Below are 16,245 nucleotides of genomic sequence, written 5' to 3'. Positions count from 1 at the left end.
TGGAATTGCTGGGCCCATCATGGGCACCGATCAAGCCTATAAAACAAGGGGAATATCATGCCCAAAGAAGAATGGGGCACGAAGCGCCTTTGCCCTACGACTGGCAAGCGCTTTTACGACCTGAACAAGAACCCGGTTGTCAGCCCCTACACGGGCGAAATCGTTGATATTGAAAGCGCACGTCGCAAAATCACCGCATCTTCGGCCAGCCGCGCAACAGCAGCCAAAGCCAAAGACGATGATGATGAAGTGTTGGTCGATGATCTGGATGCAGATGATGACCTGCTCTCAGTGGTCGATTCGGATGATTCGGATGATGACGACGATGATCTGCTGGAAGATGACGGCGATGACACCGTGTCGCTGGACGATCTGGCCGATGTCAGCAGCCCGGATGACGACAACTAATCCGGCCGTTCGCTGAAAGGCGGGCAGCAGGCGCAAAAAAATCGCGATGCCTTTCGTAGATTTTTCTATTGGATGATTTTTCCTCTTGCAGCGCCTGCCCTGCTCCCCTAAATAGCCCAAGCAACGCGGAAACGCGTTGCAAGAAATGGGGTCATAGCTCAGTTGGGAGAGCGCTTGGATGGCATTCAAGAGGTCCGCGGTTCGATCCCGCGTGGCTCCACCAAATCTCAAAAAGGCCGGGCTGTTCGCCCGGCCTTTTGATTTTGGGCGCTACAACACCTCTGGCCATTGTCCTTTTCCCAAGGCCGAAATCGCGGCGATAATCCGTGCAAAGCTTGCCGCAGCACGATCAACCCTATGCCGCGCGCGCAGATAGCCATGCACAAGCCCGACCTCGCGCAGATGCAATGCCCGCCCACCCGCAGCAAAGACCGCTTGGGCATATAGCGCCGCATCATCGGCCAGCGGGTCGCATTCGGCGCTGATCGCCACGGTTGGCGGCAGGCCTGCGAAATCATGCGCCCTAAGCGGTGAAAAGCGCGGGTCTGCATCCGCATTTGCACCCCCACCCGACCGGATAGTCGCATAGAACGCCACATCCGCGGCCGTCAGCATCGGCGCATGGGCATGGGCGCGCATGCTGTCTGAAGTTTTTGGCCCACCAAATCCCGGATAGATCAGCACCTGTCCTTTCGGCGCATTGCTTGCCCCCCGCATAGCCGCCGCGACCGAAGCGCATAGGTTTGCACCCGCACTATCGCCCACCAGCACCAAGGGCTTGCCAGTCTGCGCCAATGCAGCGGCCAAGGCATCATCTATATCTTGTGGGAAAGGATGCTCGGGCGACAAGCGATAGTCCACCGAAGTCACATCAAACCCCGTACCCGCACAGATCTCGGCGCAGACATCATCGTGGCTGTCCAACCCGCCAACCACGAAACCGCCGCCATGAAAATACAGCACCTGCGCCGCAGCATCGGGCGCGCAGCGATAGTGGCGCAGGGGAATGCCATGATCCACCTGTTGCAAAACGCGGTCTTGCACCACCACGCCTTGCGGCCGCCCGGCATTAAACGCGGCGCACATTTTGTTGTACACACCGCGCTGCTCGGCAATTGTCAGGCCGACCGCATCAGGCGGATACCAGCTTTCGGTTTCACGGATGAATTCCCAGGTTTGCGCATCAATCAGCAAGTCATATTTCGGGTCATAGGCGGTCATGGCATCACCTCGAATCTGTCTACATCGACCATACCATGGTCAGTGATTTTCAGATGTGGAATCACGGGCAGGCACAAAAAGGCCAGTTGCAAGAACGGCTCTTCCAGCGTTACCCCCAGCCCGAGTGCGGCCGCGCGCAAATTTTCCAGACTGCTGCGCACGGCCTCGAATGGCTGCAAGCTCATCAACCCCGCCACCGGCAGCGCCAGTTCGGCCAGCACCTGCCCACCGTCAACCACAACAAACCCGCCTTCAATCTCGCCCAAGCGTTGGACGGCCAGCGCCATGTCGGCGTAATCGGCGCCCACAACGGCGATATTGTGGTGGTCATGGCAAACGGTCGAGGCAATCGCCCCACGCTGCAAGCCAAAGCCTTTGACAAAGCCGGTCGCGCGGTTACCGTTTTTGCCGTGGCGCTCGATTACAGCGATTTTCACCAGATCGCGGGCAATATCGGGGGCTTTGTCGCCGTCTTTGGGGGCGATGTCATAGGTCAGATGCTCGGTGATGATCTTGCCCGGAATGATCCCGATCACGGGTGTTTCCACACGGTTGCCGCCCGTGCGAAAGTCGCTTGCTACAACTGGCGGGGCCTTAACAGAATTTCGCGCCACAGGCGGAATGGTTTTGCGTGCAGCAAAGGCAGCATCTGTCACTTGCACGCCGCCCGCAAACACCATCGATGCATGGCAGGATTCCAGACTGTCAATCACCGCAATATCGGCGCGTTTTCCGGGGGCGATCAGCCCGCGATCCTTTAGCCCGAACGCCTCGGCAGCCGAAAGGCTGGCAGCGCGGTACACGGCCAAAGGTTCTGCCCCCAACGCAATCGCCGTGCGGATCATATAGTCCAGATGCCCATGCTCGCCAATATCCAGCGGGTTCCGGTCATCCGTGCAAAAGGCGATATAGGGGCTGTGGCGTTCGGTAATCAGCGGGGCAAGCGCATGCAAATCCTTGGAAACCGACCCCTCGCGGATCAACAACCGCATGCCTTTGCGCAGCTTTTCCAGCCCTTCTTCGGCGGTTGTCGCCTCGTGCTCGGTCCGTATCCCCGCTGCGATATAACCGTTTAACGCATTGCCGCGCAGCAAAGGGCAATGCCCGTCGATATGTCGCCCCTTAAACCCCTCCAGTTTTGCCATCACACCCGGATCCTGCATCAACACGCCGGGAAAGTTCATAAATTCAGCCAGCCCAAGGCTGCGCGGATGGTCACGCAGCGGCAGAATATCGGCGGCCTCTAACACCGCGCCGCTGGTTTCCATATGGGTTGACGGCACACAAGATGACAGCTGCACCCGAATATCCATCAAAGTCAGCGCGGATGCCCCTAGAAAATAGTTGATCCCCGTCAAACCGCAAACATTCGCTATCTCATGCGGGTCACAAATCGCGGTGGTCACGCCAAAAGGCGCCACACAGCGGTCAAATTCGAACGGGGTGACCAAGCTGCTTTCAATGTGAAGATGCGTATCAATAAACCCGGGGACAAGGATTTTTCCGGTAACATCGACAACATGATTGGCCTCATACGTGCCGAACACGCCGACGACCGTATCGCCGCAAATTGCCACGTCAGTTTCAACCAAGTCGCCGGTGATCAGGTCAAACACCCGCCCGCCGCGCAGCACAATATCTGCCGGCGCGGCCCCTTGGCCTTGGGCAATGCGGGCGGATAGGGGGGCGTTTGTCATGGGATGCATCCTTTGCTTTGTCATAGCAAACCCGATGCAATGCGCGGCGTCCAGCCCCTGTTGTGCCATTGGCCCGCACCCCTTGCATAACCGGTAAAAGGGTGGTCCATGTTAGAAACCCAAAACCAAAGGCCAAGCCCATGCGCCCAATGCGCGGTATTTTCTATAAAATCTGCTCGGTCGTCATGTTCATCCTGATGGCGTCGCTGATCAAAGCCACCGCCGACCATGTACCGCCGGGCGAAGCCGTGTTTTTTCGCTCCTTTTTTGCAATGCCGGTGATCATTGCATGGCTGGCGATGCGAGGAGAGCTGCAAACCGGACTAAAGGCCAGCGCGCCGATGGGGCATATCTGGCGCGGCGTGGTCGGAACGATGGCGATGGGCCTTGGTTTTGCCGGCCTCGCCTATCTGCCTCTGCCCGAAGTGACGGCAATCGGCTATGCCGCGCCGTTGCTGACAGTCATATTTGCCGCGATGTTTCTGGGCGAGGATGTGCGGCTGTTTCGGATTTCGGCTGTGGTCATGGGCCTGATCGGGGTGTCGATTGTGCTTAGCCCGCGCCTGACGGTGATGCCGGGGCCAGGCAATGATGCCGCGACATTGGGCGCCTTGCTGGTGCTGGGCGGGGCTGTGTTTGCCGCCCTTGCGCAGGTGTTCGTGCGCAAACTGGTGCTAAAGGAAACCACCGCAGCGATCGTGTTCTACTTTTCGTTAACCGCGACAGTGCTATCGCTTGCCACAATCCCGTTCGGCTGGGTCATCCCTGCCCCGCGTGAGGCAGGGTTGCTGGTGCTGTGCGGGTTGCTGGGCGGCATAGGGCAGATCATGCTTACCTCTAGTTACCGAGAGGCGGATGCAAGTGTCGTTGCCCCGTTTGACTATGCCTCGATGCTGTTTGCGCTGGCGATCGGCTATTGGGTGTTTGACGAGGTGCCAACCCTGACCATGTTGATCGGGGCCACCATCGTCGTTGCGGCCGGTGTGCTGATCATCTGGCGCGAACGCAAACTGGGGCTGGAGCGCGCCAAACAACGCAAGGCAATGACACCGCAAGGTTAACCCCGAACCCAAGGATCCGCTATGCGCATTTCCGTTTTCAGTGCCAAACCTTATGACATTGCGTCTTTGGGCAAAGCCAATGATGACCGCACGGCACCACATGATCTGGTGTTTTTGGAACCGCATCTTTCGGCCCACACCGCCGTTTTGCCCAAGGGTCAGATGCCGTTTGCGCTTTTGTCAATGACACGCTTGATGCCCCCGCGCTGGCGGCACTGGCCGATCAGAATGTGCGGCTCGTCTTGATGCGTTGCGCGGGGTTTAACAATGTCGATGTTGCCGAGGCCGAACGGTTGGGCATTGCCATAGGCCGCGTGCCCGCCTACTCGCCCTATGCCGTGGCCGAACATACCATAGCTTTGATGCTTGGGCTTAACCGCCAGCTTCACCGCGCCCATAACCGCGTGCGCGAAGGGAATTTTACCCTGAACGGGCTTATGGGGTTTGATTTGCATGGCAAAACCGTAGGGGTAATCGGCACCGGCCGTATCGGCATTTGCGTCATTCGCATTTTCAAAGGGCTGGGCTGCAAGATACTGGCCTATGACCCCTATCCAAGCGACGAGGCCATTGCGGCCGGTGCGCAATATGCGCCGCTGGCCGAGGTGTTGTCGCAGTCGCGCGTGGTGTCGCTGCACTGCCCGCTGACGCCACAAAGCAAGCATATGATCGACGCCCGTGCTTTGGCCAAAATGCAGCGCGGCGCAATGTTGGTAAATACCAGCCGCGGCGCATTAATCGACACGCGGGCCGTGATTGACGCGCTGAAATCGGGTCAACTGGGCGGCCTCGCGCTGGATGTGTATGAGGAAGAGGGAGATCTGTTTTTTGAAAACCTGTCGGGACAAGTGTTGCAGGACGATGTCTTTGCCCGCTTGCTGACCTTTCCAAACGTCTTGATCACAGGCCATCAGGCCTTTTTCACCACCGAGGCGCTGGAGGCTATCGCGCAAACGACGCTCGACAATGCCGATGCTATGGCCGCCGACGGTGCGCCGCAGCACCGCGTCACTGCCGATATGGTGGCCTAACGACCTGCCAGATGCCCGCGAAACGCCGACACAACCTGTTCATAAACCGCCCGCTTGAACGGCACGATTGACGCGATCATCTCATCCGCGCCGATCCAGCGCCATTCGGAAAATTCGGGGTGATCGGTCGCGATATTCACCTGATCATCGGTGCCCAGAAAGCGGTACAGAAACCATTTTTGGCGCTGGCCTTTGTATTTGCCGCCCCAAGCCTTGCCCAGCAATTCAGGCGGCAAATCATAGGTCACCCAATCTTCGGTCTTGGCAATTTTTTCTACCAGATCCGCTGTCACGCCGGTTTCTTCCCACAGCTCGCGCAGGGCTGCCACACGGGGCTTTTCGCCGTCATCAATCCCGCCTTGGGGCATTTGCCATGCTGCGGTACCGGCAGGGGCATCCAACCTTTGGCCAGCAAAAATCCGGCCTTCGGCGTTAATCAACATCACACCCACACAGGGGCGGTAAGGTAGAACATCTGTCTTGGTCATGGCACCGGCCTTTTCATATGACAAAGGGGCGCTTGCCGCGCCCCTTTGCTTTATTTTAGTAATATCAATGCTTTACAGCAATCGCCGACAGGCCCTTCAAAATATCAATCGCATAGGCGAGCTGATAGTCATCCTCTCGCAGCTTTGCGGCTTCTTCGGCACGGGCGCGATCGTCTTCCAGCTGCTTACGCTCATCATCCGTCATCGAGTCATTGTTCAACGCGCCGCGCAAGGATGCCTCGGTGCGGGCCTGAACCGCCGAAGCTGGCTCTTGCTCTTCGGCGACGGGTTGGCGTGGCGGCTGGTTTACAATGATGTCAGGCGCTACACCCAAGGCCTGAATCGAACGGCCCGATGGCGTGTAATAGCGCGCCGTGGTCAGGCGCATCGCCCCTTCGCCCCGCAGCGGAATGATGGTTTGAACCGAGCCTTTGCCAAAGCTCTTGGTCCCCACCACAATCGCGCGACGGTGATCCTGCAACGCGCCCGAAACGATTTCCGAGGCCGAAGCAGAACCGCCGTTGATCAAAACAACCAAAGGCTTGCCACCCGTCAGATCGCCCGGCGTGGCGTTGAAACGCTCGCCATCGGTGGCGTTCCGACCACGGGTAGACACGATCTCACCCTTTTCGAGGAAGGCATCCGACACCTTGATCGCCTGTGTCAACAAACCACCGGGGTTGTTGCGCAGATCAAGTACAACGCCCGAAACCTTGTCCCAACCGCCCAGCTCTTCGGCAGATTTTTTCAAACCGTCTTCGAGGCCCGGATAGGTCTGGTCATTAAAGGTGGTCATCCGCAAGACGATTGTGCTGCCCACGGTCCGCGCGCGCACTGCTGTTACCTTGATCGTGTCGCGGATAATCGACACGTCAAACGGCTCGGGCGTGCCTTGGCGGACGACGGTAATAATGATTTCCGAGCCAACCGGCCCACGCATCAGGTCAACCGCTGCATCCAGCGTCAGGCCGGCAATAGATTCGCCGTTGACATGGGTGATGAAATCGCCGGTTTGAATGCCCGCCGCAGCCGCCGGCGTATCATCCATGGGCGAGACAACTTTGACAAAGCCGTCCTCTTGCGTGACCTCAATCCCGAGCCCGCCAAATTCACCGCGCGTTTGCACACGCATATCGTCAAAATCTTTTGGCGGCATATAGCTGGAATGCGGATCAAGCGAGGTCAACATACCGTTGATCGCCGCTTCAATCAGTTTGTTGGTGTCAACATCTTCGACATATTCACTGCGGATACGTTCGAAAATATCACCAAACAAATCAAGCTGTTCATAGACGGTCGAGGTTTTCTTGGGCTCTTGCGCCAGCAAGGGGCCGGCGATTTGCGTTGTCAGCAGAATACCAGCGACCGTGCCACCCAAAGCAGCCATAGCGAATTTCTTCATTGCCTGTCTCAATCCTTTGTTGCGGCGAACCACGGTGCCGGATCTACCGGCTCGGTGCCTTTTCTAATCTCGATATAAAGCGTTTCTGTCTCGCGAATACCAGTCACATCGTTGACACCCGCCAAAAACTCTTTGCTGTTTTCTTGGCCGCTACCGCCCATAAGTCCCAATGGAGCGCCCATCCCGACGACTTCTCCGACTTCACCATAAACGGTTTCCATCCCGGCAAAAACCATAAGATAGCCTCCGCCCGGCTCAATGATAATCACATTTCCGTAGTCAAGCAGCGGGCCGCGATAGCGGATCGTACCAGCCCAAGGCGCCGTAACCAAAGCGCGGGCACGGGTTGAAAGCGTGATCCCGGGGCGGCGGGTGCCTGTGGCATCGGCCTCATTCGCGCGCAAAAGCAAGCTGCCAAGCGTTGGCAAATTCAGTTTACCTTCGGCCGAGGCAAAACTGCGCATAGTGTCCACCCCGCCAAGGTCCAGCTCTAACCCATTGGCAAAGGCCCCCAAAGTATCGGCGCTTTCCAGCAGGCTGCGCAGGGCATCAGGGTCTTCGGTAAAGCGACGCGGCAGGGTCGTGCGGTCTGAAATTGCTTGGCTCAGGGTGGTGCGGGCGGTTTGGGCCACGGTAAGGCCGCTTTCCAAAATGCCGCCCGCCGCAACCTGCAAATTGCGCAAATCACGCAGTTCGGTCAGCTCTGCTTGCAAACGTGTCACCTCGGCTTGCAATGCGGGCGTCACCTCCGAGATAATCATCCCCGACCGCACGGTGCCAAGTGGCCCCGAGGGATGCAACAGCATCAATGGCCCCGATGTCGCCTCTAACTGGCCCAAAACCCCCAAGAGCTGGCCAACGCGGTTGCGTTCGGTATCAAACTGCAACAACAACGCGGCTTCGCGCAGCTTGGCTTGACGCAGGCTATCGCGCAGCGCGCTCAGGCCTTGCTCATAGGCCTGAATGGTCTGGGTCAGTGCCGAAACCTGATCGCGGGCACTGCTTGCCTCTTGCATGGCCGTCACCGCTGCCGCAAGCGCGGCCGAGGCCTGTGTCGCTTGTTCGGCAACGGTTTGCCCCTGTGCCACACCAGCACTCAGCGCCATCAAAAAGGCGGCAACGCGGATCATGCGATTAGGGTTTTCCCTGTCATCTCATCGGGTTGCGGCAAGCACATCAGCTGCAACACCGTGGGCGCGAGGTCGGCCAAACGCCCATCGCGCAACACGGCCCCCGCAGGCCCGCCATACAAAATTACTGGCACAAGGTTGGTCGTATGCGCCGTATGCGGGCCGCCAGTGACCGGATCAACCATGGTTTCGCAATTTCCGTGATCGGCAGTCACAATCATCGCGCCGCCCACTTTTTCCAATGCGGCAAGCGCCAACCCTAGACCGTTATCCACTGCTTCACAGGCCTTGATCGCAGCTTGCAAATCGCCGGTGTGGCCCACCATATCGGGGTTGGCAAAGTTAACGACGATCAGGTCATAACCATGCTCGATCGCGCCAACCAGCTTTTCCGCGACCTCGGGTTCCGACATTTCGGGCTGCAGATCATAGGTCGCCACTTTGGGCGATTTCGGCATGGCGCGGTCTTCACCTGGGTTCACAGCCTCGGCGCCGCCGTTCAAAAAGAACGTCACATGCGGGTATTTCTCGGTCTCGGCCAGCCGAAACTGCGTGCGCCCCTGCTTGGACACCCATTCGCCCAATGTGTTGTTTAGCACCGGCTTTGGATAGGCCGTGATCATATAGTCGTTATGCTTGGCCGAATAATCCACCATGCCCAACATCGCCTCCCATTTCGGGCGGGCGCTTGCATCAAAGCCGTCAAACGACGGATCACCCAGCGAGGCCAGAATCTCGCGCGCACGGTCGGCGCGGAAGTTAAGGCAGTAAAACCCATCGCCCGCCTTTGCACCGGCATAATCGCCAATCACCGTCGGCGCGATAAACTCGTCCGTCTCACCACGGGCATAGGCAGCGGCAATCGCGGCTTGCGCATCCGCCGCCGACTCGCCTTTGGCGGCAACCATTGCATCAAAGGCGCGGCCCACACGGTCCCAGCGATTATCACGGTCCATCGCCCAGTACCGGCCGATCACCGTGCCAACCCGCACACCCGCGTCAAGGCCCTGTAGCAACCGCGCCATGTGTTCAGGGGCCGAGCTTGGCGCCACATCACGCCCATCGGTAATCGCATGAATAACCACCGGCACACCCGCCGCCGCCACAGTATTGGCCGCCGCAATCACATGCGCCACATGACCATGCACACCACCATCGGAAATAACGCCCATCAAATGCGCAGTGCCACCGCTGGCCTTTAGCCTTGCAATAAAATCCAAAAGCTGGGGGTTCTGGCCAAAACTCCGCTCTTCGATCGCCAGATCAATCGCGCCCAAATCCATTGCCACCACACGGCCCGCGCCGATATTGGTGTGCCCCACCTCGGAATTGCCCATCTGCCCGCGCGGCAAACCGACATCGGGGCCGTGGGTAATAAGCGTGGCATGGGGGCAGCTTGCCATCAGCCGGTCAAAATTGGGGGTATTGGCCAAAACAGGCGCGTTGGCGCTGGTATCAGGGTTCAGCCCCCACCCGTCCAAAATGCACAGAATAACAGGTTTCGGAACAGCCATGGCGCGCTCTCTTTGTTGCTCTGCCAGCGTTTTACGCCCAGAGCGCCTCTAGGGCAACTGCACAGACCTTTCCCATTTCATCTTGGCAAAAATACCTGAAACATCGGCCCCGCAGCACTATTCGCGGTGATACGGGCTGCCTGCCAATATGGACGCTGCGCGGTAAAGCTGCTCGGCCAACATCACCCGCACCAGCATATGCGGCCAAACCATTGCACCAAAAGACAAGGCAAAATCAGCCGAATTGCGGAAACCTGGCGCCAAACCATCGGCCCCGCCGATGCAAAACGCCACATCCTGCCGCCCCGCATCGCGCCACTTGCCCAGCTGCTCGGCAAACTCCGGGCTGGTCATGCTGCGGCCGCGCTCGTCCATCACAACTGTCAGCGCGCCATTGGGCACCGCCCGCGACAGCAAGACCGCCTCGGCCTCCATCCCGCCACCTTTGCGGTCTTCGACCTCAGTTTCAGCAAAAGGGCCAAGCCCCAAGGCCCGGCCCGTCCGGTTGAACCGGGTTACATAATCGTCAATCAGGTCGCGCTCGGGGCCGCCACGCAGCCGCCCCACAGCGCAAAGATGCACCCGCATCAGTCTTCCTCGCGCACGCCTATGCCCATATGGCCGCCAGGCTGCCACATCTTTTCAAGGTCATAAAACTCGCGCACTTCGGGGCGGAAGACGTGGACGATAACATCGCCCGTATCAATCAGCACCCAATCGCCGGTTTCCTTGCCTTCCATTTTGCAGATAATCCCGAAATCCTGCTTCATCTTATCAGCAAGCTTTTCGGAAATAGATGCAACCTGACGCGATGAGCGGCCAGAACAAATCAGCATATAATCCGCCATATCCGAGCGGCCACGCAAATCGATTTCAACAATCTCTTCGGCTTTGTCATCTTCAAGCGATGCGATGATGCTGGCCAAAAGCACTTCCGGCGTCAGGGTATCAGCGGCGGTTTGGCCCGTCATGCGCGGAGCCCTCGGCCCGACCGGTAATCCGGTCTTTGGATCAGAATGAGACAGGACATTGTCCTCCAGAATATCACGCGCCAGCCTTACAATAGTGTCACGATGCCCCCGACGCCGGGCATGGTAGCCAAGGTATCACCTTGCGGCGCAAACCTCAATCACAGCCAGCGGCCGGGCGCAAGCCATCACCGCAGGGCAAGGCGCAGTTTCGTCCATTGCCTGACCTTTACAGCGACAAAACACCTAACTGGCCGCCCAAAACAGGCGGCAACGCACAACCGATTCGCCGCATCCCATGCGCCGGACGCAAAGCGGCTTGCCGGTTTTTGGCACTACCGCGCTACGCTGCAACGCGGCATATGCAGGACAAGGGAGGAGAGAACCGGAGCAGACCATGACATTTCTAAAACGCCTATTCCCCCGCCGGCCAAACCGCCAAGATCTAGAGCGCGCTTATCTGAACCAAGCTGTCAGCCTCTATGACCTAGAGTGCCGCGAGCGCGAAATTGACCAAGGTAAATTCGCAGGCTTCTAGGTTCCTAATCCTGTGCGGCCAAAATTGCCGCTTGTTTGGCATTTTCACCGGCATTCAATAGCTTCACCTCGCGCTGCGGGAAGGGGATGGACACACCGTTCTCTTTGAAAATATCCCAAAGCGCCAGATAGACGTTTCCGCGAATATTGGTCAGGCCTTCGGTCGGGTCCTGAATCCAGAAACGCAGGATATAATCGACCGAGCTGTCACCAAAACCAACGATATGGCACACTGAGGGGCGGTCTTTCAAAACGCGGTTCACGCGGCCCGCGGCCTCAATCGCCAGCTTGCGCACCAGATGCGGGTCATCGCCGTAAGAGGTACCAAAGAACAGGTCCAGCCGAACAAATTGATCCGAATGCGACCAGTTCACCACTTGGCCGGTGATCAGGTCTTCGTTCGGAATCAAGTACTCCTTGCCGTCTCGCGTTACGACCGAGACATAGCGGGCGCCCAAAGATTCAATCCAGCCAAAGGTCTCACCCAGTGAAATTACATCCCCCGGCTTGATCGATTTATCCAGCAGAATGATGATGCCCGATACAAGGTTCGACACAACCTTTTGCAAGCCAAAGCCAAGGCCCACACCGATAGCACCTGACAGCACGGCAAGACCCGTCAGATCAAACCCTACTGCCTTTAGCCCGATAAATATTGCCCCCCCAAACAGGAAAAGCTGCAAGCCCTTGATTGCCAGAACCTGCATAGACGGGCTGATATCGGGGTTCTGACGAATGCGGTTACTGGCCCCGCGCGTGACCAGCCGCGCGCCACCAACCAACCCGCCAGTGACAACAAGCGCCTTGATAACCGTCAGCGCCGACAGCCGGAAATCGCCAAAGGTAACGGCCAAGCTGTCCAGAAATGACAAAACGCCCGTATCAAACCCAAGAATAACAGCAACGACCCAAAATCCGGCAGCCCAAGCCACCACCCGTGACAAAAAGCGGTTCCCGATCAGTTTGGACGCAAAGCTGACAAACAATAGCAGCAACCCGATCGTGCCCGACACCTCGAACAATTGGCTGCGTGACGGCCAGGTTACTTGCCGCAACAACCAAAAGGTTGCCCAGTTCATGATTGTAAAAAGCATCATCGTCAGGTTGCGATCAATCGTCACCATCCAACGCAATTGCCATTTTGACATGCCTTCTTGCGCGCGCACCCAACCCATAAACCGCTTTGACACAAAGCCGCGCATCAGCCATGCAAGCACCAATAGCGCCAGTATCCCCGCAACCTGATACAGGCGCCAGGGCACCAGCAACGACAGCACAAAGGTTTCAGCCTGCGCAAACAACCCCTGCGTTGCGTTGATGATTTCGGGATTGATCGGGCTAAGTGGGTCCATAGGTCTGGCGTGTCCCTTTTGGAAATGCGCGTTTCAGGCCAGCTTATCTATCTACGGGGCAGATGCCAATCTTATTGCCCACGCGCGCGGAAAGGCGTAGAACGCCACCCATGATCCGATTTTTTGACATTGATGAACGCGCGCGCTTGCCTTGGCGGTTTTACGGCCAATGCCGTTCTGTGCTTGCCCGGCTTTGACTGCGGCCTGATGTCTACCCGCCGGGCGTGGCCCGCGCGGACCCAACGTATTTTTCCTTAGCTAGATGAGAGATTGAGCCATGACCGCTCGTACCCTTTACGATAAAATCTGGGACGACCATGTCGTCGACCAAGCCGAAGACGGCACCTGCCTGCTGTATATCGACCGCCATTTGGTGCATGAAGTCACCAGCCCGCAGGCGTTTGAAGGTTTGCGCATGACCGGCCGCAAAGTGCGCGCACCGGAAAAAACCATCGCCGTGCCAGATCACAACGTCCCCACCACGCTGGACCGCGCAAACGCAAAAACCATGACCGAAGACAGCCGCATTCAGGTTGAAGCTTTGGATAAAAACGCGACCGAATTCGGCCTGCACTACTATCCTGTGTCTGACGTGCGACAAGGCATCGTGCATATCGTCGGCCCAGAACAAGGCTGGACCTTGCCCGGCATGACAGTTGTCTGCGGCGACAGCCACACCGCCACCCATGGCGCGTTCGGCTCATTGGCCCACGGCATCGGCACATCCGAGGTTGAACATGTTTTGGCCACCCAGACGCTGATCCAGCGCAAGGCCAAGAACTTCAAGGTCGAAATCACTGGCAGCTTGCGCCCCGGCGTCACCGCCAAAGACATCACCTTGTCGGTGATTGGTGAAACCGGCACCGCTGGCGGCACCGGTTATGTGATTGAATATTGTGGCCAAGCCATTCGTGAGCTTTCGATGGAAGGCCGCATGACCGTCTGCAACATGGCGATTGAGGGCGGCGCGCGCGCAGGCCTGATCGCACCGGATGAGAAAACCTTTGCCTATTGCATGGGCCGCCCGCACGCACCGAAAGGTGCAGCATGGGAGGCAGCGCTGGCCTATTGGAAAACGCTGTTCACCGATGAAGGCGCGCATTTCGACAAGGTTATCACGATCAAAGGCGAAGATATTGCCCCCGTCGTGACATGGGGCACCAGCCCCGAAGACGTGTTGCCGATCACGGCAACCGTGCCTGCTGCCTCAGATTTCAAAGGCGGCAAAGTCGAGGCTGCACAGCGTTCGCTGGATTACATGGGCCTGACACCGGGGATGAAACTGACCGACATCAAGATCGACACTGTGTTCATCGGCTCTTGCACCAATGGCCGGATCGAAGACTTGCGCGCTGCCGCCGCCGTGCTGAAAGGCAAAAAGATCAAGGACGGGATGCGGGCGATGGTTGTTCCCGGCTCGGGTCTTGTGCGCGCACAGGCCGAGGAAGAAGGTCTGGCACAGATCTTTATGGACGCCGGTTTTGAATGGCGTCTGGCGGGCTGCTCGATGTGCTTGGCGATGAACCCCGACCAATTGGCACCGGGCGAGCGTTGCGCCGCAACATCGAACCGCAACTTTGAAGGCCGCCAAGGCCGTGGTGGCCGCACACACCTGCTGTCGCCGGCAATGGCCGCTGCCGCCGCTATCACCGGTCACCTGACCGACATCCGCGATTTCGCGATTGAGCACGCATAAGGACTGGGCATATGGATAAGTTCACCAAAATCACCGGGGTTGCGGCCCCTATGCCACTGGTCAATATCGACACCGATATGATCATTCCAAAGCAGTTCCTGAAAACCATCAAACGGTCGGGCCTTGGCGCGAACCTGTTTGATGAAATGCGGTTCAACCAAGATGGGACCGAGATTGAAAGCTTTGTGCTGAACCAGCCAGCCTATCGCAAAGCTGAAATTATCGTCGCAGGCGATAACTTTGGCTGCGGTTCGTCGCGCGAGCACGCACCTTGGGCTTTGCTGGATTTCGGCATCCGCTCGGTCATCGCGACCAGCTTTGCCGACATCTTTTATAACAACTGCTTCAAGAACGGCATCTTGCCAATCGTGATGCCGCAAGAGGTTGTCGATACTTTGATGGACGATGCACGGCGCGGCGAAAATGCCCGTATGACCGTTGACCTCGAAAACCAGACGGTCACCACCTCTGATGGCCAAAGCTTTGCCTTCGAAGTGGACGCCTTTAAAAAGCATTGTTTGATGAATGGCTTGGACGATATCGGCCTGACAATGGAAAAAGCCGCAAATATTGACAGCTATGAATCCAAGGCCGCAGCACTGCGCCCTTGGGTCTAACACCCCCACTACACACAACATATAGGGCCGCCCCACCGGCGGCCCTTATTTTAACCACAATTTGATGCAATCTAGCGACACATTTTCCCCTAATATGCCACAAATCTTTGGTTTGCTCTAAGCAATGGTTGCTAGGGAATCCGAAAGAAGGCACAATTTGGGCAAGATTAAGGCAATCCGCCACAAGATTAAGGCAGCCCGCCACAAAGTGCGGAAAATGACAGGGATAAAGGGGCGGCTTCGTATCGCTCCTACCCTAAATGAGGGTAGAGCAGCAGTGCTTTCAAGATTCACAGGTGCGCTCGTGCGTGCCTTTATGATTATGGTACTGATCACAACGCCGTCGGTATTGTTGCCGGGCGTTACCGCCGACGGTAAACAGATGGTCGCCCTTGTCGCATTGTTTGCAGGCATTCTTACCTTTGTCGAATACAACGCAGCCTACCCCGGCCTGATAGAGTTTCGCGATGCGCCGCCCTATAACCGCACGCGCTTTTTGATGCTGCTTGTCATCGTATTTTTCCTGTCAATCATGTCACGCAGCCAGATAGCGCCCTCAACCCTTGCCCGGTTGTTTGAGGCTGTTGGCCTATTGGTCGGCCAAGCGCTTGATTTTCCGTATTCTCCTGTACGCCTGATCACGTTGACTCTGGCTGATGACAGCACGCGCAACCACATGCTGATGGTGCGCTCGGCAGCCGGTGTGGCCTATCTTTCTTCGATCATCGCTCTGGCTATCTTTTCGCTGCTGCTACGGATTTATGATTGGCCGACGCAAAACGGTGCTTTCAATGTGTGGACCAATCTGCCGATGTTTGACCCCACAGCCGGTGGCGACGTGGTGGTGCGTCTGGAACGCGATGCCCGTTTCAACCTTGCGCTGGGTTTCTTGCTCCCGTTCCTTATTCCGGCAGTGGTCAAGTTTGGCGGCATGGGTTTAGGCGCCATTGATCTGCATTACGCGCCAACTTTGGTATGGTTAATCGCGATATGGGCCTTCCTTCCGGCATCTTTGTTCATGCGCGGCATTGCCATGACCCGTATCGCCGGCATGATCCGCAGCAAGCGTGACCGCAATGCCGAACAAGCCGTGCCGGGGTATTTCCCAGCGTGATTGCCCGCT

The 16,245-nt window shown here is 57.5% G+C and carries 17 protein-coding genes and 1 tRNA gene; 9 read left to right on the top strand and 9 right to left on the bottom strand.

Translation table 11 applies throughout. The features are described 5' to 3' along the window. Positions 1 to 57 precede the first annotated feature (57 nt). Together AKU79_RS12555 and AKU79_RS12550 are read left to right on the top strand one after the other, a co-directional pair. Complete coding sequence (locus tag AKU79_RS12555; RefSeq protein WP_050523939.1) at positions 58 to 408, top strand: TIGR02300 family protein; 351 nt, start codon at positions 58 to 60, stop codon at positions 406 to 408. A gap of 147 nt (positions 409 to 555) precedes the next feature. Continuing rightward, positions 556 to 631, top strand: a tRNA-Ala gene (locus AKU79_RS12550). 47 nt (positions 632 to 678) lie between these two features. Here the strand turns inward: AKU79_RS12550 and AKU79_RS12545 are convergent. Both AKU79_RS12545 and ade read right to left on the bottom strand, forming a co-directional pair. After that, positions 679 to 1,629 carry an alpha/beta hydrolase fold domain-containing protein gene (locus AKU79_RS12545; protein ID WP_050523938.1) on the bottom strand — a complete coding sequence of 317 codons (951 nt, stop codon included), beginning with the start codon at positions 1,627 to 1,629 and terminating at the stop codon, positions 679 to 681. Further along, positions 1,626 to 3,326 carry an adenine deaminase gene (ade, locus tag AKU79_RS12540; RefSeq protein WP_050523993.1) on the bottom strand — a complete coding sequence of 567 codons (1,701 nt, stop codon included), beginning with the start codon at positions 3,324 to 3,326 and terminating at the stop codon, positions 1,626 to 1,628. Before ade ends, AKU79_RS12545 begins: the two co-directional genes overlap by 4 nt. A gap of 140 nt (positions 3,327 to 3,466) precedes the next feature. Between ade and AKU79_RS12535 the strand changes: the two genes are divergently transcribed. Genes AKU79_RS12535 through AKU79_RS12530 form a run of 3 tightly spaced genes read left to right on the top strand, consistent with a single transcriptional unit; the run spans position 3,467 to position 5,418 of the window. Further along, complete coding sequence (locus AKU79_RS12535; protein WP_050523937.1) at positions 3,467 to 4,387, top strand: DMT family transporter; 921 nt, start codon at positions 3,467 to 3,469, stop codon at positions 4,385 to 4,387. Positions 4,388 to 4,408: 21 nt separating this feature from the next. Beyond that, entirely contained in the window at positions 4,409 to 4,633 is a 225-nt protein-coding gene (locus AKU79_RS19750; protein ID WP_231580168.1) for a hypothetical protein, read from the top strand. Continuing rightward, a complete protein-coding gene (locus AKU79_RS12530; protein WP_231580173.1) occupies positions 4,594 to 5,418 on the top strand; it encodes a 2-hydroxyacid dehydrogenase in 825 nt (274 codons plus the stop codon). Before AKU79_RS19750 ends, AKU79_RS12530 begins: the two co-directional genes overlap by 40 nt. Here AKU79_RS12530 and AKU79_RS12525 read toward each other — a convergent pair. The 6 genes from AKU79_RS12525 to rsfS form a co-directional block, all read right to left on the bottom strand. Next, positions 5,415 to 5,906, bottom strand: a complete 492-nt coding sequence (locus AKU79_RS12525; RefSeq protein WP_050523936.1) for an RNA pyrophosphohydrolase — start codon at positions 5,904 to 5,906, stop codon at positions 5,415 to 5,417. The two genes, AKU79_RS12530 and AKU79_RS12525, sit on opposite strands and share 4 nt — an antisense overlap. Positions 5,907 to 5,970: 64 nt before the next feature. Then, the gene (locus AKU79_RS12520) at positions 5,971 to 7,308 is read right to left on the bottom strand and encodes a S41 family peptidase (RefSeq protein WP_050523935.1); all 1,338 of its coding nucleotides are present in this window, start codon (positions 7,306 to 7,308) and stop codon (positions 5,971 to 5,973) included. A gap of 8 nt (positions 7,309 to 7,316) precedes the next feature. After that, the gene (locus tag AKU79_RS12515; RefSeq protein WP_050523934.1) at positions 7,317 to 8,438 is read right to left on the bottom strand and encodes a murein hydrolase activator EnvC family protein; all 1,122 of its coding nucleotides are present in this window, start codon (positions 8,436 to 8,438) and stop codon (positions 7,317 to 7,319) included. Next, a complete protein-coding gene (gene gpmI, locus AKU79_RS12510) occupies positions 8,435 to 9,952 on the bottom strand; it encodes a 2,3-bisphosphoglycerate-independent phosphoglycerate mutase (RefSeq protein ID WP_050523933.1) in 1,518 nt (505 codons plus the stop codon). The genes AKU79_RS12515 and gpmI overlap by 4 nt, the downstream gene beginning before the upstream one ends. A gap of 117 nt (positions 9,953 to 10,069) precedes the next feature. Next, positions 10,070 to 10,540 (bottom strand): 23S rRNA (pseudouridine(1915)-N(3))-methyltransferase RlmH, encoded by a 471-nt coding sequence (gene rlmH / locus AKU79_RS12505; protein WP_050523932.1) that lies wholly within the window; start codon positions 10,538 to 10,540, stop codon positions 10,070 to 10,072. Further along, positions 10,540 to 10,923 carry a ribosome silencing factor gene (rsfS, locus tag AKU79_RS12500; protein WP_082224035.1) on the bottom strand — a complete coding sequence of 128 codons (384 nt, stop codon included), beginning with the start codon at positions 10,921 to 10,923 and terminating at the stop codon, positions 10,540 to 10,542. The genes rlmH and rsfS overlap by 1 nt, the downstream gene beginning before the upstream one ends. 394 nt (positions 10,924 to 11,317) lie before the next feature. On the opposite strand from rsfS, the gene AKU79_RS19320 reads away from it, so the two are divergent. Further along, a complete protein-coding gene (locus tag AKU79_RS19320) occupies positions 11,318 to 11,458 on the top strand; it encodes a DUF3563 family protein (RefSeq protein WP_156209720.1) in 141 nt (46 codons plus the stop codon). A 4-nt stretch (positions 11,459 to 11,462) separates the two neighbouring features. Here the strand turns inward: AKU79_RS19320 and AKU79_RS12490 are convergent, their stop codons facing one another. Next, positions 11,463 to 12,809, bottom strand: coding sequence for a mechanosensitive ion channel family protein (locus AKU79_RS12490; protein WP_050523930.1), 1,347 nt, complete (start codon positions 12,807 to 12,809; stop codon positions 11,463 to 11,465). A gap of 277 nt (positions 12,810 to 13,086) precedes the next feature. Between AKU79_RS12490 and leuC the strand changes: the two genes are divergently transcribed. From leuC to AKU79_RS12475, 3 genes are all read left to right on the top strand, one after another. Beyond that, positions 13,087 to 14,505: a 3-isopropylmalate dehydratase large subunit gene (leuC, locus tag AKU79_RS12485; RefSeq protein WP_050523929.1), complete on the top strand. Its 1,419-nt coding sequence runs from the start codon at positions 13,087 to 13,089 to the stop codon at positions 14,503 to 14,505. A gap of 11 nt (positions 14,506 to 14,516) precedes the next feature. Continuing rightward, positions 14,517 to 15,122, top strand: a complete 606-nt coding sequence (gene leuD, locus AKU79_RS12480; RefSeq protein ID WP_050523928.1) for a 3-isopropylmalate dehydratase small subunit — start codon at positions 14,517 to 14,519, stop codon at positions 15,120 to 15,122. A 316-nt stretch (positions 15,123 to 15,438) separates the two neighbouring features. Continuing rightward, positions 15,439 to 16,236 carry a hypothetical protein gene (locus AKU79_RS12475; RefSeq protein ID WP_231580167.1) on the top strand — a complete coding sequence of 266 codons (798 nt, stop codon included), beginning with the start codon at positions 15,439 to 15,441 and terminating at the stop codon, positions 16,234 to 16,236. The last annotated feature ends 9 nt before the right edge of the window (positions 16,237 to 16,245 follow it).

Origin of the sequence: Pseudorhodobacter wandonensis, assembly GCF_001202035.1 — a bacterium.
Classification (GTDB): domain Bacteria; phylum Pseudomonadota; class Alphaproteobacteria; order Rhodobacterales; family Rhodobacteraceae; genus Pseudorhodobacter; species Pseudorhodobacter wandonensis.
This window is presented reverse-complemented; position numbering and strand designations above follow the sequence as displayed.

Excerpts from the sequence above, each read along its gene's own strand:
- AKU79_RS12475 (WP_231580167.1), top strand. The coding sequence starts at position 15,439 with ATGATTATGGTACTGATCACAACGCCGTCGGTATTGTTGCCGGGCGTT.
- ade (WP_050523993.1), bottom strand. The coding sequence starts at position 3,326 with ATGACAAACGCCCCCCTATCCGCCCGCATTGCCCAAGGCCAAGGGGCC.
- AKU79_RS12520 (WP_050523935.1), bottom strand. The coding sequence starts at position 7,308 with ATGAAGAAATTCGCTATGGCTGCTTTGGGTGGCACGGTCGCTGGTATT.
- AKU79_RS19320 (WP_156209720.1), top strand. The coding sequence starts at position 11,318 with ATGACATTTCTAAAACGCCTATTCCCCCGCCGGCCAAACCGCCAAGAT.
- AKU79_RS19750 (WP_231580168.1), top strand. The coding sequence starts at position 4,409 with ATGCGCATTTCCGTTTTCAGTGCCAAACCTTATGACATTGCGTCTTTG.
- leuD (WP_050523928.1), top strand. The coding sequence starts at position 14,517 with ATGGATAAGTTCACCAAAATCACCGGGGTTGCGGCCCCTATGCCACTG.
- AKU79_RS12515 (WP_050523934.1), bottom strand. The coding sequence starts at position 8,438 with ATGATCCGCGTTGCCGCCTTTTTGATGGCGCTGAGTGCTGGTGTGGCA.
- rsfS (WP_082224035.1), bottom strand. The coding sequence starts at position 10,923 with ATGACGGGCCAAACCGCCGCTGATACCCTGACGCCGGAAGTGCTTTTG.
- AKU79_RS12535 (WP_050523937.1), top strand. The coding sequence starts at position 3,467 with ATGCGCCCAATGCGCGGTATTTTCTATAAAATCTGCTCGGTCGTCATG.
- rlmH (WP_050523932.1), bottom strand. The coding sequence starts at position 10,540 with ATGCGGGTGCATCTTTGCGCTGTGGGGCGGCTGCGTGGCGGCCCCGAG.
- gpmI (WP_050523933.1), bottom strand. The coding sequence starts at position 9,952 with ATGGCTGTTCCGAAACCTGTTATTCTGTGCATTTTGGACGGGTGGGGG.
- AKU79_RS12525 (WP_050523936.1), bottom strand. The coding sequence starts at position 5,906 with ATGACCAAGACAGATGTTCTACCTTACCGCCCCTGTGTGGGTGTGATG.
- AKU79_RS12545 (WP_050523938.1), bottom strand. The coding sequence starts at position 1,629 with ATGACCGCCTATGACCCGAAATATGACTTGCTGATTGATGCGCAAACC.
- AKU79_RS12490 (WP_050523930.1), bottom strand. The coding sequence starts at position 12,809 with ATGGACCCACTTAGCCCGATCAATCCCGAAATCATCAACGCAACGCAG.
- AKU79_RS12555 (WP_050523939.1), top strand. The coding sequence starts at position 58 with ATGCCCAAAGAAGAATGGGGCACGAAGCGCCTTTGCCCTACGACTGGC.
- leuC (WP_050523929.1), top strand. The coding sequence starts at position 13,087 with ATGACCGCTCGTACCCTTTACGATAAAATCTGGGACGACCATGTCGTC.